The organism is Acidobacteriota bacterium (assembly GCA_016716905.1).
Classification (GTDB): domain Bacteria; phylum Acidobacteriota; class Vicinamibacteria; order Vicinamibacterales; family SCN-69-37; genus SYFT01.
On the sequence record JADJUS010000003.1, the window covers coordinates 386,295 to 412,839 of the forward strand.

The following is a 26,545-nucleotide window of genomic DNA, read 5'->3' on the forward strand; positions in this document are numbered from 1 at the left end:
AGGGTCGATCAGTTGTAGTATTTCTTGCGCCCCTTTGATCCCGGCGGGCCGGGCTCGTCTTCCTCATCCTCGAGCATCGCGCGGATGTCGGCCTGCGGGCTGTCGCCGCGATGACGAGACTTTCGCTCGTGCGGGGAGCCCTCGATCTTTCCGTCTTCGGTGCGGCTGATCTTCTTCATCGAGCAGAGGCCTTCGAGCACGAAGTCGGCAAGCGAGGCCTGCCCGGGGGCGGAGGCGCCGGCCTGCACGCCCATGCGTTCGAGCAGGTCGCTGAATCCCTCGATGGGTGCGGTGGCCGCAAGCAGTTCATCCGACGGGGTCGTGTCTGACGAATCCACGGTGCCACCCTGGTCGAACCAGGCGATGACTGGTTTCAGATTGGCGCGTGATGTGTAACCGTCAAACACGTTGGCCACAGCAGACCGCACGAGTTCCCGAGCCACGATCTCGGGACCCTTGAGCTCGCCTTCGTATTCCAGTTCGATCTTGCCCGTCAGGGCTGGGAGCGAAGCGTAGATGTCGCTGACACGGGGCACCACGACAGGTTCTGCAGACAGTGCCGCGCGCCGCTCGGCGTTCGAGACGACGTTTTCCAGGGCGGTGATCGAAAGCCGTTGACTGACGCCGGACCGGCGGTCGACCTTCGAGTCCAGCCGCGCTTGAAACGCGATTTCTTCGACGACCTCGCGCACGTAGGCCGGGACGTCGATCTGGACGTCGGCCGGGCGATCGGTCCAGGCTTCCTGCGCGGTGATCGCAATGGCGTCGACGCGCGTCCGCGGATAGTGCGTCCGGATCTCTGAGCCGATGCGATCCTTGAGGGGCGTGATGATCTTGCCGCGGGCGGTGTAGTCCTCGGGGTTCGCCGAAAAGACCAGGAGCACATCCAGGGGCAGACGGACAGGGTAGCCCTTAATCTGGACGTCGCCTTCCTGAAGGATGTTGAACAGGCCCACCTGCACCTTGCTGGCAAGATCGGGCAGTTCATTGATGGCGAAGATGCCGCGGTTGGCTCGTGGCAACAGCCCGAAGTGCATGGTCCGGGCATCACCCAATTCAAAGCCCGATCTGGCGGCCTTGATGGGGTCTACGTCGCCGATGAGGTCGGCGATCGTGACGTCCGGGGTGGCGAGCTTTTCGACGTACCGCCGTTCGGCGGTGCGCCAGCCAATCGGCATGGCGTCTCCTTCAGCGGCTACGCGCGCCTGGCACGGTCCGCAGATGGGCGCCAGCGGGTCGTCATGGATCTCGCAGCCGGGCACTACGGCCGAGTGCGAATCGAGCAGCGAGGTGAGCGCGCGAAGCAGCCGCGTCTTCGCCTGCCCGCGCAGGCCGAGCAGAATGAAGTTGTGCTTCGACAAAATCGCGTTGACCATCTGGGGCACGACAGTGTCGTCGTACCCGATGACGCCGGGAAACAGCGGCTGGCCGCTGCGCAGCCGCGCGATGAGGTTGGACCGCAGTTCGTCTTTGACGGATACGTGCGGTCGTGCGCCCGAGGTGATGGCGCGCCGGAGTTCCCCGAGCGTGGCCGGCAGAGTAGTGGAAGAAGGCATATGCTGACTATAGTGCCTTGGACGTTCTGACGTGTCCCTGCTATCACTCAATCATGTCGTCGCCGTCGCCCACCGCGGCGGGTCCGCCCTGCGCCCGGAGAATACCGTTCCGGCGTTTGACCATGGCGTGGCCCTCGGCGCCGACTGGCTCGAGTGTGACATTCACCTTTCACGCGACGGTGAAGCCGTGGTTCTCCACGACTCCACGCTGGATCGCACGACCGACGCGACCGGCGCGGTTGAAGACTTCACGGCTGACGCGCTCGCGCGAGTGGATGCCGGTGCGCGGTTCGGCGCCGATCAGGGATGGCCGTATCGGGGCCAGGGCATCGGCATTCCGACGCTCCGATTTCTCCTGAGGAGATATTCCACCCTTCCGTTTCTCGTAGAGATAAAAGGCGAGCGGATCGAAGTGGCCGACCGCGCCCTTGCCGTGATCCGCGAGTGCGATGCGGATGACCGGGTGGTGGTGGCGGGATTTGACGATGGCGTGCTCAGGCATGTGCGCCAGGTGGCGCCGCATCTGCCAACGAGCGCGTCGCGTGGTGAAGTGCAGGCGGCACTGTCGCGCACGGCTCACTCGATGGAGCCGCTCCTGACCGGGTATGCCGTGCTGCAGGTGCCGTTTGTGTTCAGGGGCGAGCGGGTCCTGACCGAGGCGCTTGTCCGATTGGCTCGACAGGCAGGGATACCCGTCCATTCGTGGATCGTCGATCAGCCAGAGGACATTCAGATGGTCATTGATTGGGGTGTGTCGGGTGTCATCAGTGATCGTCCCGACCTGGCGGTGCACGCGGTCCGACAGGCAAACGCCCGGAGACTTTCTCGATAGTGCGCCGTCGCGATATGCTCTTCTCGATGATTCGCCGGCTGCAATACCTGAGCGTCGCCGTGTTCGTCGCGGCATTTGCGATAACCCAGGCCTCTCCCGAAGCGCAGGTCACGAGGGGCACCGTGGACACAACCGGGAAGACCGGCGCCGAGTTGTTCGCGCAGGCCTGTTCCGCGTGTCACGGACTCGACGGCAAGGGGAAAGAGGCCGGCGCGCTCGGCTTCGATGTGCCGACGCCCGATTTCACCGACTGCCAGTTTGCGCCGCGCGAAGCCAATGCCGATTGGGTCACGGTGGCGCACGAAGGTGGACCGGCGCGCGGCTTCTCAAACCACATGCCGGCGTTTGGCGGCGCCTTCAGCGAAGCGGACCTGTACAAGATCATTGGGCACGTCAAGACGTTTTGTGAAGTGCCGGAATGGCCCCGAGGTGAGTTGAACCTGCCCAAGGCGCTGTTCACTGAAAAGGCGTTCCCCGAAGATGAATGGATCATGACGACGGCGTTTGGGCGTGGCCCGGCGAGTGCGTCAACCACGTTCGTGTACGAGAAGCGATTCGGACCCCGCAACCAGATCGAGATCAAGGTCCCCTTCGCGGCTTCCAGGAGTGGTGGGTCGTGGGTGGGTGGCGCCGGTGACCTGGCATTGGGCTTCAAGCGCGCCCTGGCTCACAGTCTGGACCGGGGGTACATTTTCTCGCTCTCAGGCGAGGTGATTCTGCCGACCGGAGACACCGCGGACGGCCTGTCGAAGGACACCACGGTGTTTGAGTCGTTCGTGACACTCGGGAAGTTGCTGCCCTCCGACGGATTCTTCCAGTTTCAGGGCGGCGTGGAACTTCCGGTCGATACACAGAAGGCCGGGCGCGAAGCGTTCTGGCGCGCAACAGTGGGCAAGACCTTCACCCAGAACGGCCCGTTTGGTCGCGCCTGGTCTCCGATGGTCGAAGTGCTTGCTGCGCGCGAACTTGAGTCTGGCGCGACGATCGATTGGGACATCGTGCCGCAGTTCCAGGTCACGCTGAATACCCGGCAGCATGTGCGGTTCAACATCGGGTGGCGCACACCGCTGACCGGTCGCGGCCACCGCAGTTCGAGCGTGGTCATGTATTTCCTGTGGGATTGGTTTGATGGGGGATTGCGCGATGGTTGGTAAGGTTGCGGCCTGCGCGAGCATCGCCCTCTGGGCTACGACGCTGGTGGTGAGTGCGGAAAAGACGTCGAGCGTGGGAACCGAAAACGACCTCAGAGGTCCTTCGTCGTCTCAGGTAAGACCTCTGAGGTCGTTTTCGAATTCCGCCCAGGCGAATCCCCACATCACTGCGGCTGGACTTTTCGTCGCGGCCGATACGTGCAGCGTCTGCCACAACAACGTGGTGACGCCGGCGGGTGAAGACGTGTCGATCTTCACCGACTGGCGCGCCTCGATGATGGCCAACTCCGCACGCGATCCGTATTGGATGGCTGCGGTGCGGCGAGAGGTGATGGATCACCCGGCGTCGGCCGCCGACATCGAAAACGAGTGCTCGATCTGCCACATGCCGATGACGACGTTCCCGGACCGAGCGGCGGGACGCAAGGGGCGCATCTTTGATCACTTGCCGCTGGGCCGCCCGGACGATCCCGACAACGCCCTGGCCGCAGACGGCGTGTCCTGCACGGTGTGCCATCAAATCCAGCCGGCCGGGCTGGGCACTCCGGCGAGCTTTACGGGTGGCTACGTCATCGACGTGGCCGCCGCGCCAGGCACCCGACGCCTCTTTGGGCCATTCCAGATCGATACCGGGCGCACCCGTGTGATGCAGTCATCGTCGACCTTCCAGCCGGCGCAGTCCACACACATCCAGCAGTCCGAAGTGTGCGCCACGTGCCACACGCTCTTCACGCACTCGCTGGCGACCGGCGCGACCGATGTGAAGTTGCCGGAGCAGACGCCGTACCTCGAATGGCAGCAGAGTGCGTACAAGGACACGCAGAGTTGCCAGTCGTGCCACATGCCGGTGGTCGAAGGCGAGGTACCGCTGACCCAGATTCTGGGCCAGCCGCGGGCGGGGGTGTCACGGCACACGTTCCTGGGCGGCAACTTCTTCATGATGAAGATGCTCAACCGCTATCGAACGGACCTGGGCGTGCGAGCAACGCCGCGCGAGATGGATGCGGCCGTGGCGCGCACGCTGAGGCACCTGCAGGAAGACACCGCGCGCGTGTCGGTGACACGCGCCGAACGTACCTCCGCCGGTCTGTCGATCGATGTTGATGTGCAGAATCTGGCGGGGCACAAGTTGCCCACTGCCTATCCCTCGCGCCGGGCGTGGCTCCATGTCGTGGTGAAGGATGCCGGTGGACGCGTGGTCTTTGAGTCGGGCGCATTCTCATCCGAAGGCCGCATCGCCGGCAACGACAACGATGCCGATGCGACGAAATTCGAGCCGCACTACGCCGAGATCACCCAGGCCGATCAGGTGCAGGTCTATGAGTCGATGATGGTGGACCCGGCGGGCCGTGTGACCACGGGCCTGCTGTCGGGCGCGCGTTACGTGAAGGACAATCGCCTGCTGCCTCGTGGGATGAACAAGGCGACCGCGACGGCTGACGTCGCCGTCCATGGCGCCGCCGCCACGGATACGGATTTCGGCGATGGCCGCGATCGCGTGACCTATCGCGTGGCCCTTGAGAACGCGCAGGGGCCACTGACGGTCACCGCCGAGCTGTGGTACCAGCCCATCGGGTACCGCTGGGCCGTGAACTTCCGCAACTACGATGCACCGGAGCCGAAGCGCTTTATTGGCTACTGGGATTCGATGGCCAATGAGTCCGGCATCGTGTTGGCCAAAGGCTCGGCCGCGGTCAGGTAGCCTATCGGCCCTTCCGCTTCAACCACTCGCGTTGCTTCGCGTCCATCGCGGCGTCGCGGGCGTTTGCCGGCCCGATCCATTCCTTCTGGTAGACGGGGTTCTTTTCCAGCAGGTCCACGTATCGTGTGATGGTCGCTGGGTCTGCACCGCCGAGGATGTTCAGCGTCTGGGCGCTTGCGGCGGCGGCGAAGGCGTTCCAGATCTGTTCGCCGAACGCGGCTGTGGCCAACCGCGGCGACCCGAGGTAGCCGGGCCACTCGGGCCGGCGAGCGACGCCGATCGCTTCCTCCAACGTCTGGCCGGTGACGGCTGTCGCGGTTTTGTAACCCGGCGCCACGAGTTCGGGACGCAGATGGAGCATGAGGCTGTGTTCGTCCATGCCGGCATGCAGTGAGCGGCCGTCTTCCCGCTTTTCCGCGTCGGTCATCGATCCCATGGCGTTGCCCCACCCGCTGATTACCGGCACCAGGTCCCACAGATTGACCATCCTGCCGCCGTAGGTGTCATGAAAAAAGTCGCCGGCATCGTCGATCGCACGAATGTGCAGCGGCGATCCATGGACGTGCACCACCATGATCCATCGGAATCCCTGTTCACCGAGTTCGGATGCCAGGTCCATGAACATCCCGCGCAATGTCGAGGGGCGGACCGCATATGTGCCAGGGAAACTGAAGCGGCCGCCGATTTCGTTCGATCCACTCGCGCCGATCGGAATCTGCGGGAAGAGGAGCACCGACCATCCGGGTTTGTTCGCGATGACGGACTGGGCGATCGCCTGCGTCAAGCGCTCGCTGAGGATGCCGTCGGTATACGCAGGGAGGAAGGGGCCGTGTTCTTCAAGCATGCCGCCGGTCAGAAGGACCACTGTCTTCGTTTTGTCGAGCGCCTGCAATTGAGCGCTGTTCAGCTCGGCTAGTTTCAGCACCTGCGCACTGGCGGGAGACGCGAAGATCGATAGAGAAAGCGCACACACGACGACTCCAAAACGCATAGTCACCCCCATTTGGCTTTGCGATAAACTGGCCCCGCCATGAAACATACCCTATTGACCTTTGCAGCCGTCGGCATGCTCGCCACCGGCTTGCCCGTCTTCACCAGTTCTGCACCTGAACTCCAGGGCGCCGGGCAGGCACCCGCGGGTGGCGCGGCCCCTTCGGCAGGCTCAGGGCAAGGCCAAGCGGCGCCGGATCCCATCCGTGAACTCGTGGGACACCTCGAACTGGAGCGGTACAAAGCAACGCTCAAGGGATTGGCGCAGTTCGGCGACCGCCAGCAAGGCACCAAGCGCAACCGCGATGCGGTCGATTGGATCGAGGCGCAGCTCAAGAGTTACGGCTGCACCAACACGGAGCGCATCACGTACACCTACGCACCCGCGGCACGTGGCGGCGGCGGTGGACAGGCCGCAGCCGGGCGCGCTGCCGGCGCGGGGCAGGCTGCTGGCGCGGGGCAGGCCGCCGGTGGGGGGCAGGGCGCCGCTCGCCAGGGTGGGCGAGGCGCCGCCGCAACGCCGCCAGCGCCGGGTTCCGCCGAGTGGGTGCGCCGCGGTCGCGAGGGCGGGTCCACTCAGTACGGATTCCGCGGTCGCACGGGCGTGAACAGCAATCTCGACTCGCAACCCAATGAGGCGCTCCGCGCGCTGAACGCCGAACCGAGCGTGCCTGGTGAACGCCAGCAGGTCTTCTGCACCAAGATTGGCACCACGCGTCCCCAGGAGATGTACATCATTGGCGCCCACATGGACGGCCTCGGCAAGGGTGAAGCGGTGAATGATGATGGGTCGGGGACGGCGTTGGTGATGGAAATCGCGCGCATCCTTCACATGCCGGGTGTGACCAGCGACGTGTCCATCCGCTTCGCGCTCTGGAACAACGAAGAGAGCGGCCTCAACGGCGCGCGTGCGTACGTGGAACAGCGCGAGAAGTTGCAGGGCCTCGAGAGCCCGGCTGGATCTGGCAAGTATCCGGAGCCGAAGTGGCTCGGGATGATCCAGCACGACATGATGATGTGGGACCACGGGATGCCGCGCGCCGACGGCACGGTCAGCTCCGAGCAGCGCCCCGAGGCCGACGTGAACATCGAGTTCCAGTCCAATTCGAAGATGGTCGACCAGTCGATGAAGCTGGCGTTTGCGCTCAAGGCGGCCGCCGACGCGTACACCACGCACTACCCGGCGACAGTGGGGCCGCACATGACCAACACCGATTCCACGCCCTTCATGGATCTGGTGCCGGCGATCAGCCTGCGCGAGAACGAGCGCGGCATGCAGACCGGCGCCGGCTGGAACCCCCACTGGCACCAGCCGACTGACCTGTTCGCGACGTTCTCCGACAAGGACTTCCTGCTCGGTCTCAACGCCGCGCAAGTGACACTTTCAGGCGTTGCGCGGCTGGCGGGAGTCAAGACCGCCAAATAGCGTCACGACGTTCACGACGGATTACACGGAGGCGCAGAGGCACAGAGGCTCTTCTTGGTTCTTAAGAAGGAACCATGGCATTGGTTTTCCCCAAAGAACTCTGCGTCTCGGCGCCTCCTATGATCCTTCGTGGGGTAAGGGTTTTTATGATCCTTCGTGGGTGACGATGTTGTTGATCTGGTAGACGCCAGTCGCAAGCGTTGTCGCGACTCCTTCCGCGACGAGCGCGCGGTTACCCAATCCAGCGTCTGCGCGCGAGAGGCCGGTGACTCGCGCCAGTTCACCTCGCGTCGTCATACCGGCGCCCTGCAGGAACGCGCGGGCGATTTCACGGAGCGCGGCCTCCCTGGGCATGGGCTGCGTCAATTGGTCGGGAAAGCGCCCGATCGCCAGTGTCCAGATGTAGGTGAACTTCGGCCGGTAGACGACCTCGCTCGGTACCACGAGCATCGCCGCTTGCAGTTCGTCCAACGCCTTCTGAAATGACGGCCGATCGTGCACGCCCGACTCCTGGCGCAGGTCAATCGAACTCATCTCCCATTCGTGGCGCAGGACCTTGAGGACGGCCTGCGCGTTGGCACTCAGGCGGCGCCGTTCTCCTTTTTCAGGTACGCCCCAGATCGCCCAAAACGCGGGAATCAGCCGGGGCGCGATGAACATCGCTTTTCCGCGCGCCATCTTGCCGTAGTACACCTTGCCGCGCCGCAGCACTTCGTCTTTCAATTGCCACGTGAGTGACGCCTCGGGGTCGGTCTGCACGTTGCGGGGCATCACGGCGTCGCGCCTGCCACACACGGCGACGTAGAGTGACGGCCCCGGCCGGCGCGAGTCGGTCAGGCACGCCGCAAAGCCAACCCGTTCCACAAAACGTTCGGCATCCGGCGCCGTCTCCACTTGCCGCGTGCCCTCGCGTCGCCACTGAGCATCACGGTAGTCTTCAATTTCCTCAGGAAGGGGGAAACTGCGGGGGAAGGCACGGTCGACAATTGTGCCACGCGTGATCCTCGTCAGGTAACTCTGATACCCTGACGCCGCCAGAGGATCTTTCATGAACAACGATGACGACCTGCCGCCCCGGGGGCCACTGGATTGGGTGCCTGACTTTCGTGAAGCCGGTCGCATACCGCGACCAGGGTGGGCCACGACGCGCTTCCTGAAGCTGGGGATCGTTACGGTGCTGGCGATCATCACGGTGACCAGCACGGCGTTCCAGATCAAACCCGAAGAAGTCGGCCTGGTGCTGCGTTTCGGCCGGGCGGTTCGTACCACAGAGCCCGGGCTCCACTTCAAAATGCCGTTTGTGGAGCAGGTGCTGCGCGTGCCAGTGCAGCGCCAACTCAAGGAAGAATTTGGCTTCCGCACGACGACGCCAGGGATCCGGTCGACGTTCTCGACCGAGGATTTCAGGGGCGAGTCGGTGATGCTGACCGGCGACCTCAACGTGGCTGTCGTTGAATGGGTCGTCCAGTATCGCGTGACCGATCCCTACAGCTACCTCTTCAAGCTTCGCAGCCTCACCGATACGTTTCGGAGCATGAGTCAGGCGGTCATGCGCGAAGTGGTGGGCGATCGTACGGTCACAGAAGTCCTCACCGTCGGCCGACAGGAAATCGCGACCACGTCCGGAGCGACTTCTGCAGGAGATGGTCAACCAATACGAAATGGGCATCGTCATCGAGCAGATCGTGCTGCAGGATGTGACGCCTCCCGATCCCGTGAAGCCCTCCTGGGATGAAGTGAACCAGGCGCAGCAGCAGCGCGATCGCCTGATCAACGAGGCGCGTGCCGAATACAACAAAGTCGTGCCGCGCGCCAAGGGCGAGGCCGAGCAGGCCGTGCTTCAGGCGGAAGGGTACGCGCTTGAGCGCGTCAACGGTGCGCGGGGCGATGCGTCGCGGTTCAAGTCGGTGTACGAGGCCTATCGAAAGGCGCCTGAAGTCACGCGACGGCGGTTGTATCTGGAGACGATGCAGCGCGTGCTGCCGCAATTGGGCGCCAAGGTCTTCATGGACAAGGGCACCGGCACCGTCATTCCGCTGCCGATCGACAGCATCAAGGGGCTTCTTGGCGTGACCGATCCGAAGGCAGGAGGTGGCCGATGACCATCGCCAAAGGCGCCGTCGCGCTGCTCGCCCTGATCCTGGTGTCGTCGTCCACGTACACGGTCAGCGAGACCGAGCAGGTCATCATCACGCAGTTTGGTGAGCCTCGCGGGAATCCCATCAGTCAGCCGGGGATTCACTTCAAGATTCCGTTCGTGCAGCAAGCAAACGTATTCGAGAAGCGTTTCCTCGAGTGGGATGGCAGCCCGAATCAGATGCCCACCAAGGACAAGCGCTTCATCTGGGTGGACATGTACGCACGGTGGCGGATTACCGATCCGCTGAAGTTCTTTCAGCGCCTGCGGGACGAGCGCGGGGCGCAGTCGCGCCTCGACGATATCCTGGACGGCGAAACGCGCAACGCCGTTGCCAGCTACGACCTGATTGAACTGGTGCGCAGCAGCAACCGGCCCGCCGACAGCATCCCAATCGAGAGCGAAGAGGAACGCATTGTCCTTGAGCAGATCTCGAAGGGCCGCCGGGCGATTGCCGCCAGCATCCTGGAAGCCGCGCGCGCGCGAACGCTCGACCTCGGCATAGAGGTGCTCGACATTCGCCTGAAGCGCATTAACTACGTGGACGAAGTGGCCAAGGACGTCTACGCGCGCATGATCGCCGAGCGGCGGCGGATCGCGGAGCGCTTCCGGTCAGAGGGTGAAGGCGAGGCCGCGCGCATCCAGGGCGAACGTCAGCGCGACCTGCAGCGCATCCAGTCTGAGGCCTACCGCCTGGCCCAGGAACTGCGCGGCAAGGCCGACGCCGAGGCGACGGCGATCTACGCCGAGGCCTACGGCCGAGACGCGGAGTTCTACGCGTTCTTCAAATCGCTCGAGACCTACGAGCGCGTGATCGACGGCAAGACCTACTTCGTCCTGGGCACCGACAGCGATCTGCTGAGATACCTTCGCTCGCCGCGATAGTCTCACGACGCATTACAGGAGACGCCGAGACACGGAGGATTGCCGCTGAATCTGGCGCGGCCGCGGTCCGGCACGCAGCCCTGCGAAAACCCAGCCTCTGAGTCTCTGCGTCTCTTGTGATCCGTCGTGATCAGTTATGCGCCAAGCGCGGCCAGGAACGCGTCCACGATTTCCGCGAAGGCCTGTGGCCGCGTGATGCAGCCCAGGTGCCCGGTGTGTGCCAGCGTGACGCTGCGTGACCCCGGGATGAGGCGCGCGAAGTCGGCCGCGCCGCCTGCAGGGACGACGTGATCCAAATGGGCTTCGCCCGAGATGATGAGCGTGGGCGCGGACACGGCGGCGCACTCGTCGGCGATGTCCAGCCCGTCGATGAGCGCGGCGCGCGCCGCCATTCGCGTGGGTGACAGCGGCGCCCGACAAAGCTGCCGGGCCTGTCGCATCACAAAGTCTCGCCGCTGCCGTCGGTCTGGAATCGCCACCGCCAACTCCGACCAGAGCCGCGCGCCCATGATTGAGAAGAAGGCCGGCGCGGCCAGCAGGGGATGGCGCGCGGCCCACCGGTGTGAGGGCCTCAGGTGCCACCCGGGGCCGGGAGCCGACACCAGCACGAGCGCCTCAGTGCGTTCCGGCCGGCGCGCGGCGAAACGCAGCGCGATGCGGCCGCCGAACGAGACGCCGCAGATCGTGGCCCGCGTGATTTCGCGATCGTCCAGCGCCGCTTCAACCTGCGCGACCAGACCATCAAGACCGCCCTGTTCATCACGCAAGGAAAACGTGATGACCCGGTGCGACCGTGTGAGCGCATCGACCGCTGGCTCCAGGTACTCCCAGCGCCCCTGGAGGCTGGGCACCAACACAATCGGGTTCCCATGCCCCCTGTCTACGATCGTCACGCTGTTGATCACGGATCACGCAGGATCACAGGAGACACAGAGACTGGGAGTTACTTTCTTTTCTTCCAAGAAGAAGATTCTCCTGACCTCATCATCTCCCTGTAATCCGTCGTAGACGCATTACTTGACAGCGGTGAACCTTGGTTCGATGTCCACCGGCACGCCCTTTAACTTGTCGAGCACAGCCTGCACCTGCGGGCGCACCACCACCATCGTCTTCAGCATCTCCTGCGCCGCCGCATAGTCTCCCACCGCCTGCATCGTCATGATGTCGCGCGTGAGGTTGGCCACGGCCTGGCGGATCTTGGAGTCCACCACAGAGAACGTGCCGTCGGCATTCACGATCACCGCGCCCTGGTCGAGCAGGTAGTTCAACTGGAGGATCTGGCCTCGGCCGTGCGCCGACGTCAACCCGAAGCGAATCGAGCGGAACGAGGAGGCGACAAACGTCGTGTACATCGCCCGCGAGATGTCCGCAGAAATGGTGCCCTTCTCGGCCAGTTGCGCAAGCGCCCAGAGGCCGGAGATGTCGGCCTTGGCTTCTTCGAGAGCCGAATACGTGTCTTTGAGGGCCTCGCGCACGGGAGTGTTGGTGCCGTGCACGACGTGCGGCCCAAGGCCGTGCATCAGTTCGTGCATGAGGATGTGCGTGAAGAAGGCGTCGAACTTCACGTTGGGCCTGTCAGCGACGGCCATGGCCACCTGGGCGATGGGCGTCAAGGCGTACTTGAACTTCGCCTCCTGCGTGTTCTTGAGCATCACGCGCTTCGAACCTTTTTCGCGGATGACGCGGTCGTCGTTCGGCAGGTTGAACGCAGCCGTCTGCACGCCGCGATTGCCGTCGCCGCCGCTGAACACCACGTTGACGACGCGCATGGGCGCCATCGCGCCAATCTTCGGTGTGCGGTACTTCGGATCGATGGGGAGCGCGTCTTCCAGGCCTTGAAGTTCGCCACCGAAGACATCCAGCTTCTTCGTTTCCGCGTCATCGCGCACCGTGATGAACGCCTCGAACGCGGCCTTGTAACCGAACCAGCCGTCCTCATACGTTTCGTAGGGACCGATCGTGGGCTCTATGGAGGCGTCGAGTTCCATCCACGCCACGTCCGACGCGTAGTAGTCGTTGGACTTGAACGCGTCGGCGCGCAACTCAAGGAAGCGCTTGAGCGTGGGCTGGGTGGTGAGTGAGGCGGCCTTGCGCAGCAGGGTGGCCGCCGCAGTCAGCGTGTTCTGGTATTCCACGCTGTAGGGCACGGCCATCAGCGAACCCGATGCGTTGCGTCGAATCGTGCTGAAGAACCCGACGGCCAGGTCGCGGTCGGCGCCGCGCAGAGTGTTCATCCACTTTTCCACCTCTTCCTTTGTGGCGTCGGCGGGGTAGAAGTTGGCCTGGTCGGGCTTTGGTCCCACGCCCGGTACAAACGGCGCATCTTCGTCGAGCCGCGACCACGGGCCTTTGTTGATCAGGAAGTAGTGCAACAGCTTCTGGCCTTCGGGGGACCGGTCGGCGGCCAGGCGCACCAGGGTGCTGGCATTGCCCGACCACGCCTGTTCCAGGAACAGGCCATCGATGAGCCGGGCCGCCTCCACCATGGCGGTCACCGCCTCGCGCTCGTTCGGCGGCAGCGGCGAAAGGTCTACGCCGATGTCGACAGGGGCGAAGCGGGCAATCTGGGCGTCGAGAGGCGAGGCGGTCACGGCAGGCTCCGTCGTAGGCGGGGCTTCGGCGGTGCAGGCCGAACCCAGTGTGAATGTGACAGGAATGAAAACAAGCAGGGCTGAGGCCTTCTGCGTCAGGGTCATCTGCCTAATTTGGCACACATCTGCATGACGCCGCCATGAACAAGCGCGGCCGGCGGGGCCTTTTGCCTCGGTGCGCGCGAGGAGTACAATAGTGGGCTTAGGACAAACGAGAGATGAAGAACATGGCTCCTGTAGACGCGTCTGCCTTGGAATCGATTGAAACGCGCGAGTGGATTGACTCGCTGGATTACGTATTGCGCACGGGGGACCGCAGCCGGATCTTCCGGTTGCTTGACGCCCTCCGGACCCGCGCGCGCGCGGCCGGCTTCCGCGAACCCTTTTCGTCGAATACCCCGTACATCAACACCATCCCATCCACCGAGCAGGTGCCGTACCCGGGCAACCGCGAACTCGAGCGCCGCATCAAGAGCGTCATCCGGTGGAACGCGCTGGCCATGGTCGTGCGCGCCAACCGCGAGTCGGATGGCATCGGCGGCCACATTTCGACCTACGCCTCGGCGGCCACCCTGTATGAGGTGGCGTTTAATCACTTCTTCCGCGGCAAGGAAGCCGGCGCCGATGCCGACATCATTTATTTTCAGGGCCACGCCTCGCCCGGTATCTATGCGCGGGCGTTCCTTGAAGGCCGCCTGACCGAAGAGCACCTTCGCGACTTCCGCCATGAGATGCGCGAGAGCGGCGGACTGTCGTCGTACCCGCACCCGTGGCTGATGCCGGACTTCTGGGAATACCCCACGGTCTCGATGGGCCTGGGCCCGCTCATGGCCATCTACCAGGCCCGGTTCAACAAGTACCTGGAGAATCGCGGCCACAAGCCCGTCTCGAACCAGAAGGTGTGGGCGTTCCTCGGCGACGGTGAAACCGACGAGCCGGAAGCGCTGGGCGCCATCACACTCGCCACGCGGGAAAAGCTCGACAACCTCATCTTCGTCATCAACTGCAACCTGCAGCGCCTCGACGGCCCCGTGCGCGGCAACGGCCAGATCATCCAGGAACTGGAGGCCGTGTTCCGTGGCGCCGGGTGGAACGTCATCAAGGTGCTCTGGGGTTCCGAGTGGGACGAATTGCTCGCGCGTGACACCGAAGGCCTGCTGGTCAGGCGCATGGGCGAGATCGTTGACGGTGAATACCAGCGCTACGTTGTCGAAGGTGGCGCGTACCTGCGCAAGCACTTCTGGGGCGCCGACCCGCGCCTTGAGGCGATGGTGCGCCACCTGTCAGACGACGACCTGAAGAAGTTGCATGTGGGCGGTCACGACCCGGTGAAGGTGTACAACGCCTACCGAGCGGCCGTGAACTCGCAGGGTGTGCCGACCGTGGTGCTCGCGCGCACCATCAAGGGGTATGGCCTGGGCGAAGCCGGTGAGGGCAAGAACATCACCCACCAGCAGAAGAAGATGAATGAGGGCGACCTCAAGCACTTCCGGGGCCGCTTCGGTATTCCGATCTCGGATGAAAAGATCGCCGACGCGCCGTTTTACCGGCCCGACGGAGACAGCGCCGAGATCAAGTACATGGCCGAGCGCAGGAAGGCGCTTGGCGGCGCCGTGCCGCGCCGTGTCGTGAAGGCCGGGCTGCTGAACGCCACCGTGACGACGCAGCTTGATGCCGAGTTCGAGGAGTTCTACAAGGGCTCCGATCGAAAGGCCTCGACCACGATGGTCTTCGTCAAGATGCTGACGAAGTTGCTGAAGGACCCGATCATCGGAAAGCTGATTGTGCCGATCGTCCCCGACGAGGCGCGCACCTTCGGCATGGAGTCGCTCTTCCGCGCCGTCGGCATCTATTCGAGCACCGGTCAGGTGTACGAGCCGGTGGACATGGACACGCTGCTCTACTACAAGGAAGCCAAAGACGGTCAGATCCTGGAAGAGGGCATCACCGAGGCCGGTTCGATTGCCTCGTGGATCGCCGCAGGCACCGCGTATGCCGCCCACGGCGTCAACACGATTCCGTTCTTCATCTTCTATTCGATGTTCGGCTTCCAGCGCATCGGCGACTTCATCTGGGCCGCCGCTGACGCGCGCTGCAGGGGCTTCATCCTTGGCGGTACCGCAGGACGCACCACGCTTGCCGGCGAAGGCCTGCAGCACCAGGACGGCCAGAGCCATGTGCTGGCGTTGTCAGTGCCCACCTGCCGGTCGTACGACCCGGCATTCGCCTACGAACTGGCCGTGATCATCAAGGACGGCATCAAGCGGATGTATGTGGATGGCGAAGACACCTTCTACTACATCACCGTGATGAACGAGCAGTATGCGATGCCCGCCGCGCCGCCTGCCGACGTTGCGGCCGGCATCATCAAGGGCCTGTATCGGTTCAGTGAATCGAAGAACACGAAGGCCAAGCTCAAGGCGCAGTTGCTGGGCAGCGGCACGATCCTCAACGAGGTGATCACCGCGCAGGGCATGCTCGAGAAGTACGGCGTGGCGGCCGATGTGTGGAGCGCCACCAGTTACAACGAGCTCTACCGCGATGGCCACGCGGCCGACCGGTGGAACCGCCTGCATCCGACTGAGACGCCCCGCGTGCCGTACGTCGCCCAGTGCCTGGCCGGCACGGAAGGCGTGATTGTGGCGGCGTCCGACTACCTGAAGAGCCAGCCCGGCATGATCTCGCAGTGGGCCGGCCGGCCGATCGTCACGCTGGGCACCGACGGCTTCGGCCGTTCTGAAGACCGCGCGTCACTGCGCGACTTCTTCGAAGTGGATGCGCGCTACATCGTCATTGCCACCCTCTCGGCGTTGCAGCAGCAGGGCAAGGTGGAGGCTGCGGTGGTGGCCAAGGCCATCAAGGATCTCGGTGTGAATCCCGAGAAGCCCAACCCGGCGATTTCCTAACAAGGCGAGGACAACGAGCACTCATGGCACTGGAATTCAAAGTCCCCGAGCTTGGGGAAAATGTGGAAAAAGGCGATGTCGTTCGCGTCATGGTGAACGCCGGCGACGTCATCGCGGTCGATCAGGCCGTCTTCGAACTTGAGACGGACAAGGCCACCATCGAGGTCCCGTCAACCGTGGCGGGCACAGTGGGTGAGGTCCGAATCAAGAAGGGCGACAAGGTCAAGCCGGGGCAGGTGGTCCTGACAATTACAGCCGCGTCGGGGTCCGGGAGTCCCGAGGTCCCGGGGGCAGAGGTCAAGGAGCCTGTCGCGGTTCCGGAGTCCCGGGGTCCCGAGGTCCCCGAGGTGAAGGCACCTGCGCCGGTCGTGAACATTGCGACTGCGCGGCCGGTTGCGGTTGCGGCGGCGGTGGCCGTCGCGCCTTCCGTGGTGACGGGCCCGGTGGAGCTGGCGCAGTCGGTGCCGGCGGCGCCGTCCGTGCGGCGGTTCGCGCGCGAACTGGGCGTTGAGATCGCGCAGGTCACCGGCACCGGGCCGGGAGGCCGCATCGGCCAGGATGATGTGTCGGCCTACGTGAAGGCGCAGATGACGTCGGGCGCAGCGACTGGTGGCTCCATCGGGGTGCGCGTTCACACGGCGCTTCCGGATTTCTCGAAGTGGGGCACGGTCGAGAGCAAGCCGATGTCGAACATCCGCCGCAAGACGGCGGAGCATCTGGCGCATGCCTGGCAGGCGCCCCATGTGACGCAGAACGACAAGGCTGACCTGTCGGGCTTTGACGCGTTCCGCGATACGTTCGGCGGTCGTGTGGAAAAGGCCGGCGGGAAACTCACGATCACCGCCGTGGTCATCAAGGTGCTGGCGGCCGCGATCGACCGCTTCCCGCAGTTCGCGTCCTCGGTGGACATGGCGAACGAAGCGATCGTCTACAAGCAGTATCGCCACATCGGCGTGGCGGTTGATACGCCGAATGGCCTGTTGGTGCCGATCATTCGCGACGTCAATGCGAAGACCGTGACGCAGATCACCGTCGAACTCGCTGCACTGTCGCAGAAGGCGCGCGACAAGAAACTGAGCCTGGACGAAATGTCCGGCGGCGTGATGACGGTGACGAACCTCGGCGGCATCGGCGGCACGTCGTTCTCGCCGATCGTCAACCAGCCCGAAGTGGCCATCCTCGGGATGTCGCGCAGCAGCATCGAGCCCGTGTGGCTCAACGGCCAGTTTGTGCCTCGCCCCATGCTGCCGCTCTCGTTGTCCTACGACCATCGTGTTATCGATGGCGCCGACGCCGCGCGCTTCCTCCGCTTCGTCGTCGAAGCGCTCGAACAGCCGCTGACGATGATCCTCTGAACAGCCATGTCACGAAGGATCACAGGAGACACGGAGTTGGGGAGTCAGGCCTTTCTAAAACCAATTCCTCAGCGTCTCGGCGTCTCCTGTAATCCGTCGTTTTGAGAGTTCACATGCCTTCTACACAGCTCGTAGTTATTGGTGGCGGCCCGGGAGGGTACGCGGCGGCGTTTTATGCGGCGGATCTCGGGATGCAGGTGACCCTGGTAGACATGGAGCCGAATCCCGGCGGCGTGTGTCTCTATCGCGGGTGCATCCCCTCAAAGGCGCTGCTCCATGTGGCGAAGGTCGCGAGTGAAGCCAAGCACGCCACCAATTGGGGGCTGACATACCCTGAGCCGATCATCGATCTCGACAAACTCCGCTCGTACAAGGACGGCGTGGTGTCGAAGCTCACGGGCGGCCTGGGCCAACTGTCGAAGCAGCGGAAGATCACGTTCATCCAGGGCAAGGCGTCGTTTGTGGACGCGAAGAATCTCAGTATCGAGTTGGCCGCAGGCGGCACGCAAGACCTCTCCTTTGAACACGCGATCATCGCCACCGGCTCGTATCCGACAGCGATTCCTGGCCTGTCGATCAAGAGCGACCGGCTCATGGACTCGACTGGCGCGCTGAATCTGCCGGAGATTCCGAAGACACTGCTGGTGGTTGGCGGCGGTTACATCGGCCTTGAGCTCGGCTCGGTTTATGCGGCGCTCGGCACCAGGGTCACCGTCGTTGAGATGACCGATGGGCTCCTGCCTGGAGCCGACCGCGACCTCGTGGTGTTCCTCGCGCGGCGACTGGAAGCGACGCTCGACAAGATTCTGCTCAAGACGCGAGTCGTGGGCATGGAAGAGGGCAAGAACTCGATCAAGGTCTCGATGGTGCCCTCGACAAGCTCGGGCGAGGCGGGCGAGACCATCGTCCAGGAGTTTGATCGCGTGTTGGTCTCGATCGGGCGGCGTCCGAATTCCGCGGTGCCTGGACTCGACAAGACGGGCGTCGTAGTGGGCGAGCGCGGGTTCATCACCGTGGATTCGGCGATGAGGACCGCCACGCCGAACATCTTCGCGATTGGTGACGTGGTGGGCGAGCCCATGCTCGCGCACAAGGCGTCGCACGAAGCGAAGGTGGCAGTGGAGGCCATCCTCGGCCATAAGGTGGCCTTTGAACCCCAGGCCATTCCTGCGGTGGTTTTCACCGACCCCGAGGTCGCCTGGTGCGGCCTCACGGAGAACGACGCGAAGAAGCAGGGCCGTAAGGTGGAAATCGCCAAGTTCCCCTGGGCTGCCCTCGGCCGCGCTCTGGCCATCGACCGGCCCGACGGCATGACAAAGCTCGTGATCGACCCTGAGACCGAACGCATCCTCGGCGTCGGCATCGTGGGCGCCGGCGCCGGTGAACTCATCGCCGAAGGCGTACTCGCCGTCGAGATGGCCGCGCTCGCCAGCGACCTGAAGCTCTCGATCCACCCGCATCCGACGATGTCGGAGACGCTGATGGAAGCCGCCGAGGTCTTCTTCGGACACTCGACGCATGTCTATCGACCTAAGAAGAAATAAAGTCCCCGTCACTTAGGAAATTAGGAACTGGGGAACTGGGGAACTGGGGAACTGCGCCCGCACCCGGTACCTCCGGGTTTCCGTTGGGTGGTGAGTCGTCGTGGCAGCTCGACTGCGAGCGACGCGACAGGCAGTTGGTCCGAAAAACACCTCGGAGGGGGGCGACAGCGGGTGGGGATGGGGGCCCCCACCCGAGATCACGGGCGATGCCCCTGCAGAGGTGTTTTTCCCGCGTTGGAAGCCGGAGAGCTGACGCGACGAGTCAGCACCCAGCGGAAACCCGTGCAGCGTGATCTCAGGGTTCACGCCCAACCCCCTATAATTGCGCCCGAGGTATTTCATGTCCGTGCCCTCCGTGCGTCTCCGCCTTTTTATCCTCCTGTTCCTCCTCGCCATCATCCCCGTCTACGTGGTCGCGCAACAGTCCCGCCCGGCTCCGGTCGCCGCGCCCACCCCGGACCTGGTGAACGCCAAGTTTGAGCGCGATCCGAAGCAGCCCATCGACGAGGAGTACACAAAGAAGATCAAGGAATACACGACCGAGTCGTTTTTCCTGTCGCCCTTCGTGGACTACCTGCCGGCGTCGAAGACCGTGCCGACGCCGTCGGCCGTGCTGGGGAATATCGCCGGCGCGCCCGGCAAGTTGCCGTACTCGAAGGAAGTGCACGACTACATGCGCCTGCTCGCGAAATCGACGCCGCGGGTGCGGGTGATGTCGATCGGGACATCCGAAGAGGGCCGCGAGATGATCGCCGTGGCCGTGGCGTCAGAGGCCGTCCTCGCGCGTTACGACGCCAACAAAGCGAATCTCGAGAAACTGGCCGACCCGCGGCTGATCAAGATGAACGATGCCGAGGCCCTGCGGCTGGCTGCGGAGACGACGCCGGTGTACTACATCACCGGGGCGATTCACTCGCCCGAGTCGGGGTCGCCCACCGCGTTGATGGAACTGGCGTACCGGTTGGCGGTGGACGACAGTGCGTACATCAGGAACATCCGGGATCACCTGATCACGTTGATCACGCCGGTGGTTGAGACCGACGGCCGCGATCGCATGGTGGACCTCTACGAATACGGCAAGAAGTATCCGGATCGCACGGTGCCCAATCTGCTGTACTGGGGCAAGTACGTCGCGCACGACAATAATCGCGATGCCATGGGCATGACGCTGAAGTTGACCGAGAACGTCCTCGGCACCTACATCGATCACAAGGCCCAGGTGCTGCACGACCTGCACGAGTCGGTCGCCTACCTCTACGACAACACCATCGGCGACGGCCCGTACAACGCGTGGATCGATCCCATCCTGACCAACGAGTGGCAGATGGTCGGCTGGCACAACGTGAACGAGATGACGCGCCTGGGCATGCCGGGCGTGTTCGCCTTCGGCACGTTTGACACATGGTCGCCGGGCTACCTGATGTTCATTGCCGCCACGCACAACGGCATCAGCCGGCTCTATGAGACGTTCGGCAACGGGGGCAACGCCGATACGCGCGAGCGCACGCTGCCGCCCACGCAGACCTCGCGCACCTGGTATCGGCAGAACCCGCCGCTGCCAAAGGCGAACTGGTCTCTGCGAAACAACAACAACTACCAGCAGACCGGGTTGCTCGTCTCGCTGGGGTACTTCGCCAATAACCGGCGCCAATTCCTGTGGAACTTCTACGAGAAGAGCAAGCGGTCCATCCTGAAGGCCACCACGGAAGGCCCGGCGGCCTACGTGCTGCCCGCCAACGACCCGCGCCTGGGCACACAGGCAGAGCTGCTGCGCATGCTGCAGAAGCAGCGCGTGGAAGTTTCTCGCGCGGTCGGTCCGTTCTCGGTTGAAGTGCCGATCCGCCCTGCGCCTGGCGGAGGCCGTGGCGGTCGCGGCGGTGAAGAAGCGGGCGCTGCCGCGGAAGGCAGGGAAGGCGGTGGCCGTGGCGCCGCTGCGCGCAGGACCGAGAAGCGCGACTTCCCGGCAGGCTCCTACATCGTCCGCATGGATCAACCGTATTCGCGGATCGCGGACGCGTTGTTCGACTACCAGTACTGGTCGCCCAACGACCCGCAGAGCAATCCGTACGACGACACCGGGTGGACGTTTCCCGAGGCGTTTAATGTGCAGGCCATCCGCGTGATGGACACGCAGGTGTTGGAGGTTGGCGTCGAGAAGGTCAGCGGCGCCGTGACCGCCGCCGGCGGCGTGCACCGGGTTGACGGTGGAGCCGCAGCAGCGGGCGCGCCCGCACCGGTGGCCGGGGCCACGACCTTCGCCATAAATCACAATGCCGACAACGCGATCTTCGCGCTGCGGTATCGCATGCCGGCCGCCGACATTGCGGTAGCGGAAGAGCCGTTCGAAAGTGGCGGCATGAAGTTCAACCGCGGGTCGTTCATCCTGCGCAATGTCAGCCAGGCCGATCTGCATCGTGAGACGACCGCGCTTGGCCTCAAGGCGTTCCCGCTCGCCTCTGCGCCCACGGTGAAGGCCCATCCGGCGCGCGCCGCCCGCGTGGCGTTGATGCACACCTGGACCAGCACGCAGACCGAAGGGTGGTGGCGCATCGCCCTCGACAACGTCGGCATTCCGTACGACTACATCTCCACGCAGGAGGTGGCGCGTGATGCCAACCTGCGCGCGAAGTACGACGTGATCCTGTTTGGCCCCGGGGGCGGCAGCAGCCAGTCGATCATCAACGGCATGCCGATGTGGCGCGGTCCCATTCCGTGGAAGAACTCGCCCGACACTCCGAATATCGGCACCTACGCGCAGACCGACGACATGCGCCCCGGGCTTGGACTGCAGGGCCTGATGAACTTGCAGAACTTCGTCAAGCAGGGTGGTGTGTATGTGGGCGCCGTCGGCAGCGCCACATTTGCGCTCGAGAACGGCATGACGCACGGTGTCTCGATGAACACGCCCGGCACGGCCACGCGGGTGGTCGGCAGCCTCCTGCGCACCCAGCTCGTGGATGATGCGAGTCCAATCGTGTATGGAATCCAGGACCGTCTCGCGGTCTATAGCGACAGCGGGCAGAGCTTCAGTGTGAGCGCCACGGGCGGCGGCGGCCGGGGCGGCGGTGGTGGCGGAGCCGGTCGTGGCGGTGGGGCGGGTCCACGGGCCACGGGCCGAGGCTTACCCGATGAAGTGGATTCGGTGCAGGGCCGCCCGGCACTGGACCCTCGTTTTGAAGCGGCCCCCACGCCCCGCGTGGACGCGTGGGCCTATGCGTTGCCGACTGATGAGCAACTGCGTTCGCCGCTCAACATCATTCCGCCACAGTATCGCCCGCGCGTGCCGCTGCGTTTTGCGGATCAGAATCAGCTGCTGGTGTCTGGTCTTCTGCAGGGCGGCGGCGACATCGCGCAGCGCCCGGTGGTCGTGGATGTCCCGATGGACTTGGGGCACGTGGTGCTCTTCGCCAACAACCCGCTGTATCGCGGAACGACGGTGGGCAGCTACGCGATGGTACTCAACGTGATCGTCAACTTCGACAACCTCAACGCGGGGCGCAAGGTCGACGCTAAGTAAACACTGATCTACACGAGGCATGCTCCTTCACGCCTCGTGTGGATACTCCTATCCCCCAGACGCGATTCGAAGGTCCTGGACCTTTTTCTCGCCATCACCCAGAACAAACGCGATCGACGCGGCGGCGAGTTCTTCGAGCAGCGCTGGGTCGCGGAGTTCTTCGGCGCCGATATCGGTGACCGCGGCGATGCGATACGCGCCGGCCGGCAGGTTGGCAAACGCGAACTTGCCATCGGTACCGGGGCGCGTGGAACGAACACGACGGGTTGATCCCCACAGCGCCCGGTCCGCCGGGAAGAGCACCACGGTGTAGTCGGGCGCGGGGCGCTTGGAGGCGTCCTGCAGTGTGCCCGACAGCGCCTGCGTCCGGTTGGTAAACGTGAAGACGGCGTCGGTGATGGTGTCACCGGCTGCGAGTTCAAACGGCGTGTCTAATGCGTCTTTGCCTTTGATGACCGCCGACTTCAGAATCCAGTTGGCCTCCGGCGTATTGAAGTTGGCGCTGACGCGATAGCGGCCTGGCGGGACACCTTTGATGCTGACGCCGCCCGAGGCGGAGACTTGCGTTGTGTTGGCGCCCATGCCGATCATGGCGTTGCCTTCAGCCGGAATGAGGTTCACGCGGGCGCGGGTGAACAACGTCGGTGGGTCCACACCGTCCGCTTCAAACGCCATGTGCCCGACGATGGTCATGCCTTCCTGCAGGGCGAGTGTGACGCCGCTGACTGGCTGGCCGTCGATGTCCACGTCGGCGCTTGCCCACAGGGGCGGAGCGCCCTCCTGATTCACCCGGGCGCTGATCGTGTACGCACCCGGTGTAATGCCCGTGAAGGAGAACTTGCCGTCGGGGCCCACGCGCCTGTTGGCCGACGAGATGTTGACGATCATGGCCGAGCCGCTGGCCGACAGGCGCGGCATCATCAGGAGTTCTACCGCCTCCAGCCGGACCGATCCTGGTCCGACCACCACTCCGTCGATCGACGCGGTGCGTACGAACTGTACGGACACGTCCACGCCCGATCGCTCTTCTCCGGTTTTCAGCGTGATGACGCCGGCCTGCGCGGCTGTGAGCGCGCCCGGGTAGAACACGGCCGTGTAGCCCATCGTGACGGGAGGTTCCACGGGCGCGTCTGCGGCAGCCGGCTGCTTCATGGCCTGCTGCGCCGCGGAGATGTCGGTCTCGGTCATCCGGCGGATATCGCCCCAGGCGGAGTAGCGTGGTGTGGCTGAGATGACGTAGTCGCCCGCCGGCAGGCCGTAGAGGCGATAGACGCCGCGGTCGTCCGTGCTTTCGCCGAAGAGGGCGCCGGCCATGGGCACGTTCGACAACGTGCGTTCGCCGTTGACCGTGCGCACCAGCTGCGCGCGCACGTTGGTGCCTGATGCAGGCTGGCCATATTCATCCACGATGCGGCCCGTGATGACGCCGCCTCTGGCCATCCGCATCTGGAGGTTCTGCGATCGCTGGACATCCGTGAGGTTCACGGGAGTGCCGGGCCGGTCATGTCGCCGCGCCCCAAACGCCGTGCGCACAAACCCTGGCTTCGAGGCTTCGATGGTGTAGGTGCCCAGCGGCAGGTCCGGAAACACGAATCGTCCCTTGGCGTCGGTATACGCGCTGACGGGGTCACCGTTGGATGCAATCGCCCGCACCAACGCCCGCCGCACAGGCTGCGACGTCTCTTCGTCGGTGACGATGAGGCCGGCAATTTCGCCCACGATCCCGGTGGTCACGCGCGTGTCGCGCGAGGGTTGCTGACGTACCGCCTGCGCCCACAGGGCTGCGCTGGCCACGCAGGCGATCACACAGGTCAACACGACGCGACGCATTACGAAGGTCCTTTCACGGAAGTCAATGTCACGGCGCGCGCGTCGGCGTCACCGATGCGGATCTGCGTGGCGCTGCGCGACACCGTGTCGAGGTACGCGGGATCCTGCCAGGTCCGCGGCGCCGACCCTCCAATGGCGACCACGTGATATTCACCCGGCGGGAGCGGACCAATCTTGAAGGTGCCGTCTTTGCCGGTGCGAGACGTCTTGATCCGTCTCGGCTGCGATCCCGTGTCCACCCAACCCGACGGATCCACCGGGAACACGATGACCGATGCCGTCGCATCGGGGTTGCCCGACGCGTCGCGCACGGTGCCGGTCATCTCGGATGGCCGGTCGGTGAACGAGAGCAGAACGCCCCCGGCGCTTTCGTCCTTCAGTTCAACAGCGGTTTCAGTGATGTCGCGTCCGCCAAACGTAGCCGACCGCAGCGTCCATCCTTGCGGCGCATTGCTGACCCTCAGGATGTACTTCCCGGCCGGGACGCCCATCGTCTTGAACGAGCCCGTTTCGTCCACGCGTCCGCGGGCGTTACCGACCATGCCTGCCGTGCGGCCGTCCGCCGGCTCCAGGGTGATGCTGATGCCGCCACGGGCTTCCGCCGTCGGTTGTGCGGTGCCACCTTGGAACACCACATTGCCGCTGACCGAGAGTCCCTCGCGCAGAGACACCGTCATGCCGGCCAACGCCCGCGTCCCGACACCCACCGGCACTTCGGCCCAGAGCGTCGGCTCGGCCGGCAGGGGGGCGGCGCCGGCCGGTCGTGCGGCCACCACCTCCTGCGTGATCATGCGCACTTGCTCGCCGCCGAGCGACGTAAACGAGATCCGTTCACCGGCGCCACCGACAAAACGTGGTGTGCGCTGCGCGCGAAGCACGTATTGTCCGGCCGGTACGCCGGTGAATTCGAACTGACCGTTGGCGTCCGTGGTGGCAGTGGCTGCCTCGATGGGTGACACGAGATCTTCTGCGTCGGCTGGAATCAATTGCAGCTGCGTGTTGGCGGCCGGGCCGTCGGGGCCCACGACCATACCGGTGATGCTCAGTGCGCGCACCGGTGTCAGCGTGAAATCAACCGCGGTCCGTTCCTCGCCGGGCTGCACGGTGATGGCGACGGCCCGCGATGCCGAGAGTGCGCCGGTGTAGAACTCGGTCTGGTAGGTGAGTGGCTGTCCGTCGGCGTCGGTCCCGGCTGGGGGCACACCCCCGTCCGATGTCGTCATGAACGTCATGTTCCCGCCGCCTCCGCCCCCGCTGAGGGGCGCACCTTCGATGCGCACAGCAGCGACGGAGAAAGTGCCGCTTGCGCCGCTGCTCATCGAGCGTTCGGCTTCCCGCATGCCGCGCATCATGGAGTCGAGTGAGGGACGCTGTGTGAACGGCAACACCACGACATATTCGCCGGGCTCGAGCGATCCCATCCGGAACTGTCCGCGGTCATCGGTGGTGTCGAAGCCACTGTCGGTCAGCCGGCGTCGGCCACCGGTGTAGTCGCGGCGCAGCGCCCGCACGGGTGCGCCCACCAGCGGCTCGTTGTTTTCGTCGAGCACCGTGCCGGCGATGGCCGCATGACGCCACACCATGATGTCGGCGGTGCTGGTGCGCAACGTATCGGTGATCTCCACCGCCATGGGAGTACCACCGGGCCGCAGCCGCCCGTGTGCGCCATCCACAAAGCCCGGCCGCGATGCGGTGAGCGAGAAGCTCCCCTTCGGCAAACCGCGATATGCGAAGCGCCCCTGTCCGTCGGTCAGCACACGTTGGGGCGCGAACCCCGGCAGCGACAACGTGACAATCGTGCCGGCCACCGGGCTTGTGCCGTCAGCCTCGACGACCCGGCCCATGACCACGCCTGTGCCGATCTCCATGGGCTTGGTCCCGCCGCTCACGCCGGGCCCGATCATCTCGGTCACGGTCGTCGTCATGCTGGCGCCGGAGCTCGACACGACCACCTGTGCGCCGGCCATTGCGCCGACCGCGGTGCCGTTCATTGCGCCGACCTGAATGGCGCCGACCGATGTGCCGACCACCAGAGCAACAAGGACCGCCGGATGCGCAATGAGCCTGCAGCTGTTTTCATAGGTAGAATCTCATCTCCCAGACTTTAGACGCTCATGGCGGCG

16 protein-coding genes and 1 pseudogene are annotated in these 26,545 nt (G+C 64.5%); 10 read left to right on the forward strand and 7 right to left on the reverse strand.

From position 1 onward, the window contains the following. Positions 1-8: 8 nt before the first annotated feature. Complete coding sequence (locus tag IPL75_01990) at positions 9-1,556, reverse strand: sigma 54-interacting transcriptional regulator (protein ID MBK9239039.1); 1,548 nt, start codon at positions 1,554-1,556, stop codon at positions 9-11. A gap of 31 nt (positions 1,557-1,587) precedes the next feature. Here IPL75_01990 and IPL75_01995 point away from each other — a divergent pair, with 31 nt between their 5' ends. Genes IPL75_01995 through IPL75_02005 form a run of 3 tightly spaced genes read left to right on the forward strand, consistent with a single transcriptional unit; the run spans position 1,588 to position 5,241 of the window. Beyond that, positions 1,588-2,388 (forward strand): glycerophosphodiester phosphodiesterase, encoded by an 801-nt coding sequence (locus tag IPL75_01995; GenBank protein MBK9239040.1) that lies wholly within the window; start codon positions 1,588-1,590, stop codon positions 2,386-2,388. Beyond that, entirely contained in the window at positions 2,388-3,542 is a 1,155-nt protein-coding gene (locus IPL75_02000) for a c-type cytochrome (GenBank protein ID MBK9239041.1), read from the forward strand. Before IPL75_01995 ends, IPL75_02000 begins: the two co-directional genes overlap by 1 nt. After that, positions 3,532-5,241 carry a hypothetical protein gene (locus tag IPL75_02005; protein MBK9239042.1) on the forward strand — a complete coding sequence of 570 codons (1,710 nt, stop codon included), beginning with the start codon at positions 3,532-3,534 and terminating at the stop codon, positions 5,239-5,241. Before IPL75_02000 ends, IPL75_02005 begins: the two co-directional genes overlap by 11 nt. A 1-nt stretch (position 5,242) precedes the next feature. Here the strand turns inward: IPL75_02005 and IPL75_02010 are convergent, their stop codons facing one another. Then, positions 5,243-6,232 (reverse strand): creatininase family protein, encoded by a 990-nt coding sequence (locus tag IPL75_02010; GenBank protein ID MBK9239043.1) that lies wholly within the window; start codon positions 6,230-6,232, stop codon positions 5,243-5,245. 75 nt (positions 6,233-6,307) lie between these two features. On the opposite strand from IPL75_02010, the gene IPL75_02015 reads away from it, so the two are divergent. Then, positions 6,308-7,657, forward strand: coding sequence for a M20/M25/M40 family metallo-hydrolase (locus IPL75_02015; protein ID MBK9239044.1), 1,350 nt, complete (start codon positions 6,308-6,310; stop codon positions 7,655-7,657). A gap of 144 nt (positions 7,658-7,801) precedes the next feature. Here IPL75_02015 and IPL75_02020 read toward each other — a convergent pair whose 3' ends face one another. After that, positions 7,802-8,707 (reverse strand): winged helix DNA-binding domain-containing protein, encoded by a 906-nt coding sequence (locus IPL75_02020; GenBank protein MBK9239045.1) that lies wholly within the window; start codon positions 8,705-8,707, stop codon positions 7,802-7,804. Here IPL75_02020 and hflK point away from each other — a divergent pair. Both hflK and hflC read left to right on the forward strand, forming a co-directional pair. After that, positions 8,706-9,759, forward strand: a pseudogene (gene hflK, locus IPL75_02025) (FtsH protease activity modulator HflK). The gene IPL75_02020 and the pseudogene hflK overlap by 2 nt on opposite strands. Next, the gene (gene hflC / locus IPL75_02030; GenBank protein ID MBK9239046.1) at positions 9,756-10,679 is read left to right on the forward strand and encodes a protease modulator HflC; all 924 of its coding nucleotides are present in this window, start codon (positions 9,756-9,758) and stop codon (positions 10,677-10,679) included. The pseudogene hflK and the gene hflC overlap by 4 nt, the downstream one beginning before the upstream one ends. Before the next feature lie 134 nt (positions 10,680-10,813). Here the strand turns inward: hflC and IPL75_02035 are convergent, their stop codons facing one another. Then, the gene (locus IPL75_02035) at positions 10,814-11,572 is read right to left on the reverse strand and encodes an alpha/beta hydrolase (GenBank protein MBK9239047.1); all 759 of its coding nucleotides are present in this window, start codon (positions 11,570-11,572) and stop codon (positions 10,814-10,816) included. A 120-nt stretch (positions 11,573-11,692) separates the two neighbouring features. After that, positions 11,693-13,375 (reverse strand): hypothetical protein, encoded by a 1,683-nt coding sequence (locus tag IPL75_02040; GenBank protein ID MBK9239048.1) that lies wholly within the window; start codon positions 13,373-13,375, stop codon positions 11,693-11,695. 122 nt (positions 13,376-13,497) lie between these two features. Between IPL75_02040 and aceE the strand changes: the two genes are divergently transcribed. The 4 genes from aceE to IPL75_02060 all read left to right on the forward strand — a co-directional run bounded on the left by aceE (position 13,498) and on the right by IPL75_02060 (position 22,592). Next, complete coding sequence (gene aceE, locus IPL75_02045) at positions 13,498-16,176, forward strand: pyruvate dehydrogenase (acetyl-transferring), homodimeric type (GenBank protein MBK9239049.1); 2,679 nt, start codon at positions 13,498-13,500, stop codon at positions 16,174-16,176. 23 nt (positions 16,177-16,199) lie between these two features. Continuing rightward, a complete protein-coding gene (locus IPL75_02050; protein ID MBK9239050.1) occupies positions 16,200-17,531 on the forward strand; it encodes a 2-oxo acid dehydrogenase subunit E2 in 1,332 nt (443 codons plus the stop codon). A gap of 113 nt (positions 17,532-17,644) precedes the next feature. Then, positions 17,645-19,075 carry a dihydrolipoyl dehydrogenase gene (gene lpdA, locus IPL75_02055; protein ID MBK9239051.1) on the forward strand — a complete coding sequence of 477 codons (1,431 nt, stop codon included), beginning with the start codon at positions 17,645-17,647 and terminating at the stop codon, positions 19,073-19,075. A 340-nt stretch (positions 19,076-19,415) separates the two neighbouring features. Then, entirely contained in the window at positions 19,416-22,592 is a 3,177-nt protein-coding gene (locus IPL75_02060; protein MBK9239052.1) for a hypothetical protein, read from the forward strand. 48 nt (positions 22,593-22,640) lie between these two features. Here the strand turns inward: IPL75_02060 and IPL75_02065 are convergent, their stop codons facing one another. Together IPL75_02065 and IPL75_02070 are read right to left on the reverse strand one after the other, a co-directional pair. Beyond that, the gene (locus tag IPL75_02065; GenBank protein ID MBK9239053.1) at positions 22,641-24,422 is read right to left on the reverse strand and encodes a carboxypeptidase regulatory-like domain-containing protein; all 1,782 of its coding nucleotides are present in this window, start codon (positions 24,420-24,422) and stop codon (positions 22,641-22,643) included. Further along, the gene (locus IPL75_02070) at positions 24,422-26,452 is read right to left on the reverse strand and encodes a carboxypeptidase regulatory-like domain-containing protein (protein ID MBK9239054.1); all 2,031 of its coding nucleotides are present in this window, start codon (positions 26,450-26,452) and stop codon (positions 24,422-24,424) included. Before IPL75_02070 ends, IPL75_02065 begins: the two co-directional genes overlap by 1 nt. Positions 26,453-26,545 lie beyond the last annotated feature (93 nt).

Excerpts from the sequence above, each read along its gene's own strand:
- IPL75_01990 (MBK9239039.1), bottom strand. The coding sequence starts at position 1,556 with ATGCCTTCTTCCACTACTCTGCCGGCCACGCTCGGGGAACTCCGGCGC.
- IPL75_02005 (MBK9239042.1), top strand. The coding sequence starts at position 3,532 with ATGGTTGGTAAGGTTGCGGCCTGCGCGAGCATCGCCCTCTGGGCTACG.
- IPL75_02010 (MBK9239043.1), bottom strand. The coding sequence starts at position 6,232 with ATGCGTTTTGGAGTCGTCGTGTGTGCGCTTTCTCTATCGATCTTCGCG.
- IPL75_02015 (MBK9239044.1), top strand. The coding sequence starts at position 6,308 with ATGCTCGCCACCGGCTTGCCCGTCTTCACCAGTTCTGCACCTGAACTC.
- IPL75_02020 (MBK9239045.1), bottom strand. The coding sequence starts at position 8,707 with ATGAAAGATCCTCTGGCGGCGTCAGGGTATCAGAGTTACCTGACGAGG.
- hflC (MBK9239046.1), top strand. The coding sequence starts at position 9,756 with ATGACCATCGCCAAAGGCGCCGTCGCGCTGCTCGCCCTGATCCTGGTG.
- IPL75_02040 (MBK9239048.1), bottom strand. The coding sequence starts at position 13,375 with ATGACCCTGACGCAGAAGGCCTCAGCCCTGCTTGTTTTCATTCCTGTC.
- aceE (MBK9239049.1), top strand. The coding sequence starts at position 13,498 with ATGGCTCCTGTAGACGCGTCTGCCTTGGAATCGATTGAAACGCGCGAG.
- IPL75_02050 (MBK9239050.1), top strand. The coding sequence starts at position 16,200 with ATGGCACTGGAATTCAAAGTCCCCGAGCTTGGGGAAAATGTGGAAAAA.
- lpdA (MBK9239051.1), top strand. The coding sequence starts at position 17,645 with ATGCCTTCTACACAGCTCGTAGTTATTGGTGGCGGCCCGGGAGGGTAC.
- IPL75_02060 (MBK9239052.1), top strand. The coding sequence starts at position 19,416 with ATGTCCGTGCCCTCCGTGCGTCTCCGCCTTTTTATCCTCCTGTTCCTC.
- IPL75_02065 (MBK9239053.1), bottom strand. The coding sequence starts at position 24,422 with ATGCGTCGCGTCGTGTTGACCTGTGTGATCGCCTGCGTGGCCAGCGCA.